The organism is Dyadobacter sp. 3J3 (assembly GCF_009801115.1).
In the GTDB taxonomy this organism is placed as follows: domain Bacteria; phylum Bacteroidota; class Bacteroidia; order Cytophagales; family Spirosomataceae; genus Dyadobacter.
This window is the reverse complement of record NZ_VTOL01000022.1, coordinates 1-16,119: the sequence shown is the minus strand read 5'-3', so window position 1 is coordinate 16,119 and position 16,119 is coordinate 1. Positions and strand designations below refer to the sequence as shown.

At 40.3% G+C, this 16,119-nt stretch carries 10 protein-coding genes and 1 riboswitch; of the genes, 7 read left to right on the top strand and 3 right to left on the bottom strand.

Features of this window, described 5'->3' with window-relative positions; translation table 11 throughout:
- Positions 1-17 precede the first annotated feature (17 nt).
- From FZF08_RS28960 to FZF08_RS28940, 5 genes are all read left to right on the top strand, one after another.
- Complete coding sequence (locus FZF08_RS28960; RefSeq protein ID WP_159477451.1) at positions 18-1,202, top strand: AGE family epimerase/isomerase; 1,185 nt, start codon at positions 18-20, stop codon at positions 1,200-1,202.
- A 600-nt stretch (positions 1,203-1,802) separates the two neighbouring features.
- Positions 1,803-4,886: a SusC/RagA family TonB-linked outer membrane protein gene (locus FZF08_RS28955; protein WP_159477448.1), complete on the top strand. Its 3,084-nt coding sequence runs from the start codon at positions 1,803-1,805 to the stop codon at positions 4,884-4,886.
- Positions 4,887-4,899: 13 nt separating this feature from the next.
- A complete protein-coding gene (locus FZF08_RS28950; RefSeq protein ID WP_159477446.1) occupies positions 4,900-6,438 on the top strand; it encodes a SusD/RagB family nutrient-binding outer membrane lipoprotein in 1,539 nt (512 codons plus the stop codon).
- 103 nt (positions 6,439-6,541) lie between these two features.
- Complete coding sequence (locus FZF08_RS28945) at positions 6,542-7,057, top strand: phosphoheptose isomerase (RefSeq protein ID WP_159477443.1); 516 nt, start codon at positions 6,542-6,544, stop codon at positions 7,055-7,057.
- Positions 7,058-7,201: 144 nt separating this feature from the next.
- Positions 7,202-8,095 (top strand): DUF72 domain-containing protein, encoded by an 894-nt coding sequence (locus tag FZF08_RS28940; protein ID WP_159477440.1) that lies wholly within the window; start codon positions 7,202-7,204, stop codon positions 8,093-8,095.
- A 59-nt stretch (positions 8,096-8,154) separates the two neighbouring features.
- Here FZF08_RS28940 and FZF08_RS28935 read toward each other — a convergent pair whose 3' ends face one another.
- The 3 genes from FZF08_RS28935 to FZF08_RS28925 all read right to left on the bottom strand — a co-directional run bounded on the left by FZF08_RS28935 (position 8,155) and on the right by FZF08_RS28925 (position 12,133).
- The gene (locus FZF08_RS28935; RefSeq protein WP_159477437.1) at positions 8,155-9,111 is read right to left on the bottom strand and encodes an MBL fold metallo-hydrolase; all 957 of its coding nucleotides are present in this window, start codon (positions 9,109-9,111) and stop codon (positions 8,155-8,157) included.
- A gap of 129 nt (positions 9,112-9,240) precedes the next feature.
- A complete protein-coding gene (locus FZF08_RS28930; protein WP_159477434.1) occupies positions 9,241-11,436 on the bottom strand; it encodes a TonB-dependent siderophore receptor in 2,196 nt (731 codons plus the stop codon).
- A 61-nt stretch (positions 11,437-11,497) separates the two neighbouring features.
- The gene (locus tag FZF08_RS28925) at positions 11,498-12,133 is read right to left on the bottom strand and encodes a cytochrome c biogenesis protein CcdA (protein ID WP_159477431.1); all 636 of its coding nucleotides are present in this window, start codon (positions 12,131-12,133) and stop codon (positions 11,498-11,500) included.
- Positions 12,134-12,269: 136 nt separating this feature from the next.
- A riboswitch (cobalamin riboswitch) is annotated at positions 12,270-12,564 on the bottom strand.
- Positions 12,565-12,680: 116 nt separating this feature from the next.
- Between FZF08_RS28925 and FZF08_RS28920 the strand changes: the two genes are divergently transcribed.
- Positions 12,681-14,555 carry a CocE/NonD family hydrolase gene (locus FZF08_RS28920; protein WP_159477428.1) on the top strand — a complete coding sequence of 625 codons (1,875 nt, stop codon included), beginning with the start codon at positions 12,681-12,683 and terminating at the stop codon, positions 14,553-14,555.
- Between the two features lie 127 nt (positions 14,556-14,682).
- Complete coding sequence (locus FZF08_RS28915) at positions 14,683-16,032, top strand: cobyrinate a,c-diamide synthase (protein ID WP_159477425.1); 1,350 nt, start codon at positions 14,683-14,685, stop codon at positions 16,030-16,032.
- Positions 16,033-16,119: the final 87 nt, after the last annotated feature.

Here is a 16,119-nt window from a genome sequence, read left to right as displayed (position 1 = left end):
CATTATGTTGCAATATAATGTTAGAAAAACTGACACAATTTAAATCTGAAATTGAGAACAAACTACATTCGATTTTAGATTTTTGGGTAAATAATTCCGTAGATGTTCAACAAGGAGGTTTTATTGGAAAACTCGATAACGAGGGAAATGTTCATCCCGATGCAGAAAAAGGCTGCGTATTAAATGCACGTATCCTGTGGACTTTTTCTGCGGCTTTTAATAAATTTCAAAATCCGGTCCATTATTCACTGGCAGAGCGCGCTTACCAATATATTCAAAATCATTTCCGTGATCAGGAAAATGGTGGCGTTTTTTGGTCGGTTGACGCATCCGGTAAACCACTTAATACCAGAAAACAAATTTACGGATTGGCCTTTACGATTTACGGACTAAGTGAATTTTATCAAAATAACAAAAAACAAGAAGTCCTGGATTTCGCAATTACGCTTTTTGATCTAATTGAAAATCACAGTTACGATTATAAAAATGGTGGTTATTGGGAAGCTTTCAGTCAAGATTGGGAGCTTTTGGAAGATTTGCGTTTAAGCGAAAAAGACCGTAACGATCCGAAAACGATGAATACGCATTTACATATTATTGAAGCCTATGTAAATCTGTATCGGATTTGGCCTGAAAAACGGTTAGCTGACAGGATAAAGCGTTTGCTTGAAATATTTGAAAAGCAAATCATTGATCCCGACAGTTTTCACTTGCAATTATTTTTTAATGATCATTGGGAAAGCAAGTCCAAAGCTATTTCTTATGGCCATGATGTAGAAGCAACATGGCTTTTGCAGGCGGCGGCGGAGATTCTGGATGATGAGTTTTTAGTAGATAAATGGAAGGAAATTGCAATAAAAATGTCCGATGCAGCCGCAAAAGGTTTTATGCCCGACGGCAGTTTAATTCATGAGTATGACCTATCAACGCACCACCCGGATACGCATCGGGAATGGTGGGTGTCAGCAGAAGGTATGGTTGGCTATTTAAATGCATACCAGATCAGCGACGACGAAAGTTATCTAAAAAAAGCATTTGGCCTTTGGGCGTTTATTCAAAAACATTTGCTCGACAAGAAAAATGGTGAATGGTTTTGGGGTGTTTATGACGATTACTCAAAAATGAACGAGGATAAGATCGGTTTTTGGAAATGCCCGTACCACAACACAAGAGCTTGCATTGAGATTTTACGAAGGATATAAATTTATAACTATTTCCAGTTTCGGACAGGGCTACATTAGTGGCTGTCTCACCTCTTTCTTCTCCTATAAATTTTTCATTCTTGTAAAATCCCACGATACAAAATTTCCGTAATCGTTTACGTTTATTGTATTCAGTCATGTGATTTTTACCCGTATGAGCCCAATTTAGACGTTTACGGGCTTGATCAGAAATAGTAAATCTGTCTTTTTAAAGATTTCAACTTAAATAACAGGCAAATTTTAACCTAACCTTTCAAAAAATCATTATTTGTACCAGACTTGGGATTACCTGGCTTTCTGTTTAACAAACCCAATTAAACTACCAATCAAAACCCTTATTTTAAGAACTTTAATGTCTTATTTATGACTTTCCAAACGACACAAATGATACGTCAGTTAGTCTAATTTTTTAACAGTCATTAAAAAATGTGTTATTTTCTGATAAAATAAGATTATGCTTACTTATTTTTAAAATAGTACATTTGAAATAATTATTTTGATTATATCCACAGAAAAATACAATTTTATTCTTGTATATATAATTATTCTAATTTTCAATAAAAAGTCCAGTTAACCTATTTTAAAACCTACAAAAGTGGTATGCGAAAAATTGTACTAATCCCAGTGTTATTCCTCCTCTCTTTACTAGTCACCGTGGGCTTTGCCCAGGAAATGACAGTAACAGGGAAAGTGAGCGAGGATGGAGGAAGTGAAATTGCAGGTGTCAATGTGGTCCTTAAAGGAACCAACCGGGGCACGACAACAAATGACAAAGGAGAGTTCAGTATTTTGGCTGAAAAAGGAAAAGTTTTGACTTTCAGCTACATCGGTTACAATTCAAAGGACGTTACAGTTAATGCGTCGGTTTTGAACGTGTCCCTTGCGGTGGAAGCAACGGCTTTGAACGAGGTAGTAGTGACAGCCCTTGGTATCAAAAAAGAGAAAAAAGCACTGGGATATTCCGTTTCTGAAATAAAAGGAGAAGAACTTTCAACTGCACGTTCTACCAACATCGCCAACTCATTGGTTGGTAAAGTTGCTGGTTTGAACATTACCAGTACTGCCACCGGCCCGGGCGGATCTACGCGTATAACATTACGTGGAAATGGTTCTATAGACGGAAACAACCAACCACTGATCATTATCGACGGTATTCCTATTGACAACAGTAACCTTGGTGCTGCCGGTATGTGGGGCGGTGGTGACCGTGGTGATGGTATTTCCAGTTTGAACCCATCCGAAATTGAAACCATGAGCGTTTTGAAAGGTGCTACTGCGGCAGCACTTTATGGTTCACGTGCTTCTAATGGTGCAATTCTGGTAACAACAAAAGGCGGAAAAATCGGAAAAGGATTGGGTGTTGAAATTAATTCCAACATCACAATGGATAACCTGCTGATCACAAAATGGAAAGATTTCCAGTATGAATATGGTTTGGGACGTGGTGGTGTAAAACCAACTACACAGACAGAGGCCATGCTTTCTTCAAGCTTTGGCGCGAAACTTGACGGATCACCTGTAATTCAGTATGATGGTGTTTCGAGGCCTTATTCTGCTGTAAAAGATAACCTTACCAAATTTTACAACACAGGTAGCACATTCAACAACTCTGTGGCATTGACTGGTGCAACAGAAAAAATGACATACCGTTTGTCTTTGGCTAATATGAACAATAAAGGCCTTATTCCGGACAACACGCTGGACAGACAAAACTACGCTTTGAACGTTAATGCTAACCTGAGCAAAAATTTTACGATTCTTGCCAACATTAAATATGTTAAAGAGAAAAACCATAACCGTCCGAAAGTATCCGATTCACCGGGTAATGCAAATTATACTTTGATCAACATGCCGACTTCTTTGAGCGTGGCAACAATGAAACAAAGTATGCTTGATGCTAAAGGTTACGAGCAGGTTTGGGGTGATAATATTTATGTAGACAACGCTTATTTCGCTGCAACACAATTCAAGCAAGACGATAACAAGGACAGATTTATGGCTTCTTTCGAGCCAAGATACAATCTGACTGACTGGCTATATGTAAAAGCACGTGTTGGTTTTGATAAATATTTCTACAACTATACTGCCATTACACCAACTGGAACACCTTATACGCCGCTTGGAGGATATGACAAAAACATTCAGAACTTCTCAGAAGTTAACTCCGAGTTGTTGTTAGGTTTGAACAAAAAACTGTCAAGTAACTTCAACCTGAATGCACTTGTTGCCGGTAACCTGATGAAACAGGTTCGCAGACAAGATTATATCAGCGGATCCAGTTTCAACATTCCGTTCTTTTATGACATCACCAACATCAGCCCTGCTTCGCGTTCTGCTTCTTACAATTATATTGAGAAAAGAATTAATTCAGTATATGGTTCGGCTGAACTTTCTTACAAAAACTATGCATACCTGACTGTAACAGGCCGTAATGACTGGTTTTCGACTTTGAACCCAAAAAACAATAGCTTGTTTTACCCGTCGGTAGCCGGTAGTTTCGTCTTGTCAGAAGCCGTAAAAATGCCATCGATTATCAATTTTGCAAAATTGAGAGGTTCATGGGCAAAAGCAGGTGGTGACACAGATCCATATCGTTTGTCGCTTTATTATTCACTTTCCGGTGCGCATATTGGATTCCCTGGATCAGTTGGCTCCCCATTGGCTCAGATCAACGGGAGCGTTGTACCAAACGCATTCTTGAAACCACTTACAACAAAAACGTATGAATTTGGTCTTGAAACCCGCATGTTCAATAACAAATTGGGAATTGATGCAACATTTTATAACCGTCATACTTACAATGATATCGTATCGGCTTCGATTTCAGGAACATCAGGTTTCACAGGTGCACTTTTAAACCTGGGTGAAATCTCCAACAAAGGAGTTGAACTTGCCTTAAACTATGATTTAGTAAAAGGATCAAAATTCACTTGGGATGTTTCCTATAACTTGGGTTATAACAAAAGTTTGGTAGTATATCTTGCTGACAATCTTCCAAATATCACAGTGGATAATCCCCGTTCTCAAACGGCTTACGTATTCCAGGAAGTTGGAAAACCTTTCAGCTTGTTGAAAGCCAACTCATTCATCAGAGACGGAAAAGGAAATGTAGTTTTCAATGATCAGGGTTTGCCTCAAACAGGTGAATTAAAATCTTACGGAACCGGTATTTCTCCATACACAATGGGTATCACCAACTCTTTCAGATACAAAGGCGTAGGTCTGTCCGTATTGATCGATGGTAGATTCGGAGGCCACATTTATTCCGGCACCAACGCTTTGGCAACTCGCTACGGTCTCACAAAAGAAACTTTGGTAGGACGTGAAGGCGGTGTCGTAGGAAAAGGTGTTAACAGCAAAGGTGAGCCGAATACTGTAAGCGTTCCTGCTACTCAGTACTACGAAAACCTTTACAACTTCGGTGAGCCGTTCGTATACAGCTCTAATTTTATCAAACTTCGCCAGGTAATTATTGATTATTCAATCCCTGCAAGAGTATTTGGGAAGTCTCCTTTCAAAGGAATTTCGATCTCGTTGGTTGGAAGAAACCTTGCCATTCTGATGAAGAAAACGCCAAACATCGATCCGGAATCTACTTACGGGAATGGTAACGCACAAGGTTACGAATTCGCCGGTGTACCTACTACCCTCAGTATTGGTGTTAACCTTAACCTGAAATTCTAATATGAAACTTCTTATGATACGTAAAATAGCAGTTATGTTGGCCCTGACCTTTGCTGCGGGGGCCTGTACCAAAGATTTTGAGGAAATCAACGTAAACCCAACCTCTCCTTCTAAGGTACCTTTGGATTATCTTTTAGGACAAGCGCAATTGCAGATTTCAGGATCTGCCGGTGACCCCGGTTATAAAGTATGGAGAGCAAACTTTATTTATTCTGCCATGATCGTTCAGCAAATGGCATCTGTGGATGACTACTACGCAGGAGACAAATACACTTATAATGCTGATAACAGTGGTGCATATTTCGCTGATTCATATGTAAATTCCGTAAAAAATCTCGCTGATATTATTTCACAAGCCTCAGTAGATCCTGCCAACGTAAACATTCTGTCCATGGCAAGAATTCTGAAAGTTGAGCAAATGCATATCATCACTGATTTGTATGGTGACATACCTTACTCAGAAGCCGGAAAAGCATTTATCAGTAATATTTACAAGCCTAAGTATGATACCCAGCAGACGATCTACGCTGATATGGTAAAAGAACTGGATGAAGCAGGAACAGCTTTGGACGCTTCGAAATATATCCCGACAGATGCTGATTTCGTTTACAACGGTAATATCCCGCAATGGAAAAAATTTGCCAATTCGCTAATGCTTCGTTTGGCAATGCGCATGCAGAAATCAGATCCGGCCGCTGCCCAGGCCTATGCTAAAAAGGCTGTTGATAAAGGTTTGATGACATCAAATGATGATACATTTATGTTCCATCATTCGGGTGGTTCAACCGCCAGCCGGAATCCTAATTCATACAACTTAGGTATCGGCCGTGGCCTTGTGAAAGGCGACAATCTTCAATGGTCAAAAACGCTGATTGATATGATGAAAGTGAGAAAAGATCCTCGTCTTGGCATTATTGCTCAATTGGCTAATGGCGACAGAGTACCCGCAGACCAAAAAGGATTGCCTAACGGACTTGACAAAAGCAGCGGACCAAACGGTTTGGTTACCGTAACAGGTGATGCCAATATCAAAAATTATTCTCGCCCAACGGATTTGATGTATGACGATGCTGATCCGAATGTGCTGTTAACTTTTGCTGAAACACAATTCCTTAAAACAGAAGCAATTGAAAGAGGCTGGGTAACCGGAACTGCACAGGCAACATTTGAAGACGGACAAAAAGCGGCCGTTACGCAGTTGGTAGTCTACGATGCAACTGCGGTTGTTTCAGATCCTGCTGCTTATGTTGCTGCAAATCCATATCCTGCATCAGGAAGTCTGGCAGATAAAATGACGCAGATCCATGATGAAATATTCATTCTGACGGCTTCCACTTTCAATCATTATGAAGGATGGGCAAACTGGCGCAGAACCGGAATTCCGGCACTGAAACCAACAAACTATCCTGGCAACCAGACTGGTGGCGTTATCCCGCGCCGTCTGATCTTGCCGATTAATGAAAAAGCGGTTAACGAAACTAATTACAACGAAGCAGTTACACGCATTGGCGGTGATACTTTCCTTGGCCGTATGTGGTGGGATAAACAATAAGTATTTTCACTTATCAAAAAGATGCTCCAAAAGTTTTGGAGCATCTTTTTGCTTTTTATCCTAATTTTGAACTTCTACCGGATCTTAACCAAACTTATCAAATATGCTTGATGTATTTCCAGCTTCGACCGAAAAAGCTGTTGTTTTCGAAAATGTTCAGAAGTTCATCGACGAACAAGGCTTTTCAGTGGTGGCCAAAGATCATTCCCGTCCCTGGGGAGGCTTTTTTGTACTTGACGAAAGTCAGGCTCCAGAGTTTATCAAAACTTTCTTTCCGCATCTTTCCTTGGAAGATTTTGCAGGATACGACAAACTGAGCCCCAAAATATTAGTAGTCGCACCGGAAAAACGTCTTTCGTGGCAATACCACCATCGTCGTGCCGAAATCTGGAAAGTAATTGGAGGTAATGCTGGTATCGTGATCAGCGATACGGATGAAGAAACCGAAATGAAACAATTGCCAATAGGAACGGTGATAAGCCTTAATCAGGGTGAACGTCACCGTCTGATCGGTGTTGATGAATGGGGCGTAGTTGCAGAAATCTGGCAACATACGGATCCTTCGAATCCTTCTGATGAGGATGACATCGTTCGCGTTCAGGACGATTTCGGAAGATAATTAAACATAATATTGAAAAGTGCCATGGTTAAGTTATCGCCATGGCACTTCTTTTTTAGGTCATGAGCTAACAGAGTTCTTAGCCCCTGATGATTCATTATATTTATTATCCCAAAAGAAAACCAGGATACTAACCAACCAGCCATGAAATTCGGAAAAATTGATACCCCTGAAGTAGTTGATTTCGTACTTCCACCGGATAATAAAGACAACAAGCTCATTTTAGAAAAATCAAAAAAAGGCAAGCCAGCTATTTATATCGGTTGTGCTAAATGGAATAAATCAGATTTAAAGAATTTTTATCCGAAAGGTACAAAAGATGAATTGGCATATTATTCAACCCAATTCAACAGCATTGAACTTAACGCCACTTTTTACAATAATTTCCCGCTTGAAACGATTGATAGCTGGCATACCAAAACGCCGGAAGGATTTCGATTTTTCCCAAAATTGCATCAGGGAATCAGTCATTGGAAAAGATTAAAAGATGCTGAACAACCTACAAGCGTTTATCTTGATCATATTTCGCATCTGGAAGAAAAGCTGGGCATGTTGTTTTTACAAATGCCGGATAATTTTGGCCCGAAAAACTGGGAAATACTAAGAGATTATCTGGAAGACTGGCCTTCCGGTTTTCCGCTTGCGTTGGAATTAAGACATACCGGCTGGTACGATAGCTCCTGGGACACCAGCCAATTATACGCGCAGCTGGAAAAGAAAAATATAACACACATCATCACAGATACAGCTGGCCGCCGCGATTTATTACACATGCGCTTGACCACGCCAACTGCATTTATCCGTTATAACGGAGCCAATGTGGATTCTGATTATTCGCGTTTGGATGACTGGATGGATCGTCTCAAACTTTGGGTAGAAGAAGGAATTGATAATATTTTCTTCTTTGTCCACCAAAACCACGAAGAAGCTTCTCCACTCTTATCGGCCTATCTGATTGAAAAAGTAAATAAGGAATTTGGTACCGATATTAAAATCCCACACAATCCAAATGCTTTGAAACAAACGGGATTGTTCTGAAATTCTTCTTCCACGAATACACCAATTTTCACGAAAGTATGATTGATGTATTCGTGGTTTTATAATTCAAAAGCGGTTCCTTGTTCCGGATAAATGATTTTTAGGCCCAAAGCATTATTACTTTCGAGCTGACCTTTAATAATTATCTCATTCTGGCCGGCTGGTTTGATATGGGTGATAATCACTCTCAAATCCCGCATATTTTCCTTGCCTGCCAAAACCGCCAATTTTTCCATTTCCTTCATTAACCAATTGGGTGTTAAATGACCAAAAAGTTTGTTGTCCGGCTGTTCGTTCGGATACGAAACTTCCATAAAAATTCCGGTCAAGGTTTTTGCCTTGATCAAAGGAGCAACTGCTTCCCACACTTTTTGAAGTTTAGTAGATTTTTCAACCTCGTCCGGACCCGTATCTCCAAAATACAAAACTTGTTTTCCATTAGTTTGAATTAAAAAAGCGGCACTTTCATAAGGGTTTCCATGGCTCAACGAGAAAGTTTTTAATGTCATTTCTGTATTTTCCAGCGGGATATCCTGGCCTTCTGACAATGGTTTGTAGGTATATTTTTTCAAAGGATTGACACCTTCACTTCCAAAATTCGGCCAGCTTTCCCAATTGAAATAGTGATTTTTTATAATTTCCAGGCATTTTGGAAATGCATAAATAAACTTCGCTGTATCCTCTGGCGCGTTTGTGATCATACCTGAAACGTGATCAAGATGTGCGTGAGAAATAAGAAATCCTTTAACAAAACTTCTTGAAACCTGATCTGCCGTAGCCGCAAAAGCGCCATTGGCAACTGCGACTTCAATTCCCTGCCGAACCGTCCCGCCATCCAGACAAACATAAGCCTGCGAATTAACAGGAGCGACCATATAAGCCGAAAGATTTCCTTCCGCACCTCCGCCTTTTACGCCAAGCGGAATGACATTAAATACAGATTGGGCCTGACCGACTGAAACAAACATCAGGTATAAAATGGAGGTCGAAATCAGGTTGTAAGTCCGTTGTCTCATGATGATTTGGATTAAGCGGTATCGTAAAAATAAAATCCTTCACCCTAAAAGTACGGATGAAGGATTTATATTATTGTTTATTTAAAATTCAATTCAGCATTCTGGTAACCAAAAGTCAAATTTGAATCATTAAAATGCCACGGTATATCTTACTGAAACGGCACGGCCCGGTAAATTATAGCCGCGTTTTTCGTAATAATTTTCATCTGTTACATTGTTCACTTTCAATGCCAGCGTATGTTTCTGAGCAATTTTAAAAGCGGCTGTAAAATCCAAAACCATGTATTTGGGATAATCGATAACTGGATTAATTGGATCGGTATAATCGATATCCATCCGTGTTCCAATCGTACGACCTGATAAACGAAGTCGCAACCATTTTAAATTATCATATTCCAAACCATAATTGAATGTATTTTTCGCTACATTCTGAATATCGCGGGTTACTTTTGACTCGTCCGTTCCAACAATATCTTCTGCCGCTTTGAACATGGAGGTAGCGTTTACAAAGGTTTTCAGCGAATATCTGTAATTTGATAAGGCACCAAAATCATACGTCACTTCCGTTTCCAAACCACGGATTTCTGCATTGGCTGCGTTGACAAATGTCGCGCGGGAAACAATCACATCTTTATTTGCCAGCGGCTCATTAACCGTTCTGATCACCTTGGCAATCCGGTTTGTTACCTTTGTTGAAAAATAAGTAACGTTTGCCGAAAGACCTGTTTTTGGTTTGTTAAAACTTAAACCCAAATCCCAGCTCACACTGCTTTCATTTTTCAGATCAGGATTTCCGGCGGTCACCGCGATTCTTCCTTTTGCATCACGCACTTCATTATACCCCGCCACGCTGTAAGCGTCTGTTGTCACAAAAGCACGACCGATTGTTCCTTTCACGCGTAAGGAACGTATCAGTTCATAACTTACACCCAAGCTCGGACTTGTAAACGGAATCATTTTTTTGCCTGCTTTATAAGTTGGCAAAAGCGCCGTTTCCTTTACATCAAAAGTAATATGATCATAACGCACACCCGGCTGCACCGTCAATCGCCCAAAATTCAACATCGCCTGAGCAAAAAATGCAGAAGAAATAATGGCATAAGCAGGCTGCGTCGGCGCACGTTCCGTAGTATCGTTTGTCCAGCGGCGACTTTCTGTTGATGAATTCAGATAGTCATACCCAACAATTAAAGAATGATTTCCAATTGTCCAGACATCTTTTACCTGAATACCTTTCCAATTATTTCCAAGTTCAGCGGAGCGGAAAGGCACAACAGGTTTGCCGGAAACATTCAGTGTATAGTTTTTCGTATTTTCTTCCGAAGTAAAAACTTTCAGGCTCGGACTATGATTCCCGATTTTCCCGGTTAGTGAAACATCAAATGCTGCGCGATCAACATCTTTGGTACTTGCCTCAGTAGAACCTGAAGAAATTTCTCCCGGCGATTCTACATTTTTAGCCTGGAATTTATCGCCACGGATATCAATTCTCCAATTGTCATTTAACTGGTAACCCAGTCTTAAAGAACCTGTGAAATAATGAAGTTTCGTATAAGGTCTCGCCGCGCCGTCTGCCAGCGTTTCATCAACATCCTGGACCGGTTGAGCTGTGTAATTTTTCCTGACCGTGTTATAATCAAAAGCATCACGAAACAAATTCCATTTCCCGATCTTGTAATCTTTCGATCTTTCGAAATAAGAGAAGGACATATCATAATCCAGTTTTTTAGTCAGATTCCCGCCTGCATTCAAGCCCGCCTGATAGGATTGAAAACTGCCGTATTCCAGAAATCCATTTCCCTTTGTATCGCCTTTTGATCTTTGGGTAATGATATTGATCACGCCGCCCATCGCCTGTGAACCATACAATGAAGAGGCAGGACCTTTCAAAACTTCAATTCTCTCAACACCATTCAAATTAATCTGAGATAAATTGGTTGCCCCCGCAGCGCGTCCGTCAATCAGCAATAAAGTGCGCTGATTTAAGCCTGAAAACTGAGGCCGAAAACCACGGATACCGATACCCGAAGACAAATTTGGATATTGAATTACATCCACCGCGGCGGTTTTCCGAACAATATCCGTCAGGTCATTTGAAGGTGTCATTTCGATATCCTGACGGGTAATAATGTCCAGTTTTTGCGGTATTTTTTCTTTCCGGGTTTCATAACGTGTAGCCGTTACGACAACCGGATTCAATATATTTTCTCGTGTAGAATCAGATAAAACCACCTCCTGTGCTTGCGCACAGAAAGTGGCGGTCATGGCTAGTAGACCTGCAAACGTGAGTTGATGAATGGTAGCTTGGTAAAAATTGAAATTCATTGGGTATGGATATATAAAATGGTATGCGATTTAAGCGAAACGAAAGAAAATACACTGAGCATTATTGCCCTTCAAAAGCGCCGTATAGTGTAATCAGACCGATAATGATTGAGAAAGTCCCGACTACATAATTGATAATTTTCAAAACTGAATCACGTTTTGCAGCGAATTTATTGATTGAAAAAGCGAAGAAATATCCATAAGCGGACATAGAGAAAATGATCCCGAAACTTTGAAGAATAATAATCCAGACAGCGGTATAAGCGTCACTTGCAGCCAAGGTTAACGCTACTGCGCAGGCACCGCCAGTTCCGGCCAGTCCATGTACCATACCCACCCAAAATGAGCGGCTGAATTTTTGATCTATTACCGGTTGAACTGTCAAATCAGGCTTTCTGAAATTCCGCCGAAAGGCGACAATCCCCAACCAGATCATCAAAGGCCCGATTACCAGTTCAACTTTTTCAGAAATGTTGAGAGAAATTGTTGATTTCAATATTAAAACCAGGCAAGCGAAAAGTATCAACGTCAAAGAATGTCCGAGCGCCCAATGCGACGACCGCCAGATCAGCTTCAAACGATCTTTTGGTTTTTGATTTTTTTCAGTGGCCAAAACAGAAACAGCCGCCATATGATCCGGCTCAAAAGAGTGCTGAACACCAAGAAGAAGAGAATCTACAAGTAAATAATTGATCATTTCCTTTCACATAAGTTATTGAGAAAACCCGTTTATCATACGACGGGCAACTTATGGAAAATACAATACGAAGCAACCTGACAACAAAATACCGCTGCCAAACCAGTAACCTCACGCCTTTTTTCCCGAAAGCATTCCGAATATGATGTTAGATGGCAGGTCTTCTGGCTCGTTCTACCCACAACGCCTTCCCGGGTTAATTTTGAATGAGTGAATTTTGAATGATAGAATGGTGGAAACCGCCGAGATCAGGCTCACTCCATCATTCTGTCATTCACCTATTCTATCATTCAACATTGTCCACCCAGTGGCAAAAATGTTGTGACTTTTTAGTGAACTTACAGCAGCGGGTACTACTCCGGATTCTCACCGGATTCCCTTTTAAGCGTAAAGCAAATAATACTTCACACACCACTTAACGGCTGCAAACTTAGTATTTAATTCGGTAGTTGATTAAATTATTTTGCTCCCTCTTTAAAATTCACCCATACCAACAAACCCGATTCTTAATGTATTTTTGTCAAAACAACCATTAATGCTTACTCCTATGAAGCACAGATTTCTTTACCTCTTCCTATTTTTATTTCCACTTCTTTCCCATGCCCAAAATGCAGCGATGCCTGACACAGGTTGGGTTAGAAAAAACTATCAAAAAACCGAACAATTCATCGAAATGCGGGATGGTGTGAAGTTATATACTGCTATTTACACCCCAAGAGATAATGACGAAAAGTATCCGATTTTGATGCAGCGTACTCCTTATTCCTGCCGTCCGTATGGTGCAAATAATTACCGTCTACGCATCGGACCGAATGGTGTTTTGATGAAAGAAAAATACATTTTTGTTTATCAGGATGCACGGGGACGTTATAAAAGTGAAGGAAATTTCCGGGAAATGACGCCGGCTATTGACAACAAAAAGACAAATAAAGACGTCGATGAATCAAGCGATACTTATGATACGATTGAATGGCTGTTGAAAAATACAACTTCCAATGGAAAAGTAGGAATCTATGGAATTTCATTTCCGGGTTATTATTCTTCGGCTGCTTTGCCGGATGCGCACCCGGCTCTGAAAGCAGTTTCACCGCAAGCACCGATGTCGGATGAGTTTTTAGGAGACGACTGTAACCATAACGGTGCATTTTTCCTGATGGATAATTTTGGTTTTTACAGCCATTTCGACGGTCCGAAAAGTGCTAACGGAGAAAGTTACAAACCATTTTTCAATGCAGATTTTAGTGATGCCTATCAATATTTCCTGGACTTCGGCCCGCTGAAAAAAGCAAATACAAATGCATACTTTTCAGACCCAAACAGTGTTTGGCGACAAGTTACATCCCACGACACTTACGACGAATTCTGGCAATCCCGGAATATTAAAAAGCATTTGAATAATATAAAACCGGCGGTGATGGTTGTCGGCGGATGGTTTGATGCGGAAGATCTTTATGGTGCTTTGAAAACATATTCTGCTATTGAAAAACAATCTCCAAACAATAACACAAGACTGGTTATGGGTCCATGGACACACGGCGGCTGGGCTTCTCCAACCTGGAAATCATTTGCAGATTATCAGTTTGGTGCCGATTTGAACCAATATTACCAGAATGAAATCGAGACTAAATTTTTCAATTTTTATTTGAAAGACAAAGGCGAATTCACCCAGGCAGAAGCTACGGTTTTTGAAACAGGTTCTAACCAATGGAAAAATTATGACGTATGGCCACCGAAAAACAGTCAGCCAGAAACATTTTATTTCCAATCCAAAGGAAAACTATCCGCTGAAAAACCAAAGGCGACAAAAGCAGTAACTGAATATATCAGTGACCCTGCGAAACCTGTTCCATATACAAACGAAATCAGCGGCGACAGAAATAATAAATACATGGCCGAAGATCAGCGCTTTGCCTCCCGCCGCCCGGATGTGATCTTTTTCCAAACAGATTCTCTAACCTCAGATTTAACTTTAACTGGAGAAATTACGGCAAATCTTTTTGTTTCTATCACAGGAACGGACGCAGATTTTATAGTAAAAGTAATTGACGTTTGGCCGGATAGTTTGCCTGCGCAAGTGCAGCGCGGACAGCCAAAACCGCTGGATATGAGTGGATATCAGCAAATGGTAAGAGCGGAAGTTTTCCGAGGAAAATTCCGTAACAGCTTCTCAAAACCGGAACCGTTTGTAAAAGACAAGGTTGAAAAAGTGTCTTTCAAACTGAATGAAATCGCACATACGTTCAAAAAAGGTCACCGTGTGATGGTACAAATCCAAAGCAGCTGGTTCCCGCTGGTCGACCGTAACCCGCAAAAATTCATCAACATCTTCGAAGCCAACGAATCCGATTTCCAATCAGCCAAAATCACAGTTCATCACGATCTAAAAAACGCGAGTAACGTGGTGTTGCCTGTACTGAAATAGGCAGCTAAAAGGTTACACAGAGATTCACAGAGTTAAAAAGAGGGACACAGAGTTTTTTCTTTATCTCAAAATAAAATCTCTGTGTATCTCCTTTTGACTCTGCGTTTCTCTGTGTAACCTATAAACTATGACTCATTTCCTCATTTCAGCTCCTTCCAGTAATTCAGGTAAGACAACCCTTACCCTGGGGCTCTTGCGGGCTTTGAAGAATCGTGGATTAACGGTTCAGCCTTTCAAATGCGGCCCCGATTATATTGATACCCAGCACCATACCACAGCATCCGGAAGTCCGGGGATAAATCTGGATACCTTCATGGCTTCGGAAGCACATGTGAAAAACATTTACGCTCAATATTCCAGTGAATCCGATGTTTCCGTAACCGAAGGTGTTATGGGACTTTTTGATGGTGCTGATAAAATGCAGGGAAGCAGCGCGGCTATTGCGGAGTTGCTGGATATTCCGGTCATTCTGGTGATCAATGCTAAATCAATGGCATATTCCGCAGCCCCTTTGTTATATGGTTTTAAGAATTTCTATAAAGGCATTCGCGTTGTCGGAGCGATTTTCAACTTTGTCAGTACCGAATCGCATTACCGTTTTTTGAAAGATGCATGCGAGGAAGTCGGTATTGAATCGTTGGGCTATTTACCAAAAAATGAAACGCTATCGATTCCTTCAAGACATCTGGGATTACACATTTCTGCTGAAACGGATTATGAAAGTATCATTGAAAAACTGGCTGAAGAGATTCCAAAAACGATAAATATTGATCGGTTACTGGAAATTTCTAAGAGAGAAATCCTTCCCAAAATAGAGTCAAAAACCATATCTCGAAATCCTGTTTTAGCTCAAAAACATAAAATATCCATCGCCCGTGATGAAGCTTTTACTTTTACTTATCACCAAAACATTGAAGTACTTTCTTCCTTAGGCGAGGTCACGTTTTTCAGTCCATTGCATGATAAGGAACTTCCTGAAACGGATTTCTTATATCTGCCTGGTGGTTATCCTGAATTGTTTGCTGATGGATTAAGTGAGAATAAGTCAATGCTTGAAAGTATTCAATCTTATTGTTTGAATGGCGGGTTAACTTTTGCTGAATGCGGAGGTTTGATGTATTTAGGAAAAAATATTATTACTTCCGAAGGCTTAAATTTCCCAATGGCTGGTATTCTGGATTCCTCGACTTCTATGGAAAATTCTAAGTTGACGTTGGGATACCGGACGGTTAGATGGAATGATCTGGAAATGAGAGGACATGAATTTCATTATTCCAGATTGGTGAAAAATGCTTTATGTGCTGAATCTGTCATTGTTAAAAATGCCAAAGGAATGGAAGTGGAAACACAGCTTTACCGAAAACTGAATACGTTCGCTTCTTATGTGCATTTGTATTGGGGAGAAAATTATAAGTTTATAGAATATTTGCTAGAAAATTTCACGCAAAGTTACCCAATAAGGAATTTTGTTTCGTGATTAATAACTTTATGAAAGCTCTCTGCAGCAAAACCGTTTCTGTAATGAATTTGAATTCATCGCAAAGTTTGGTTCGGATTACTTTTT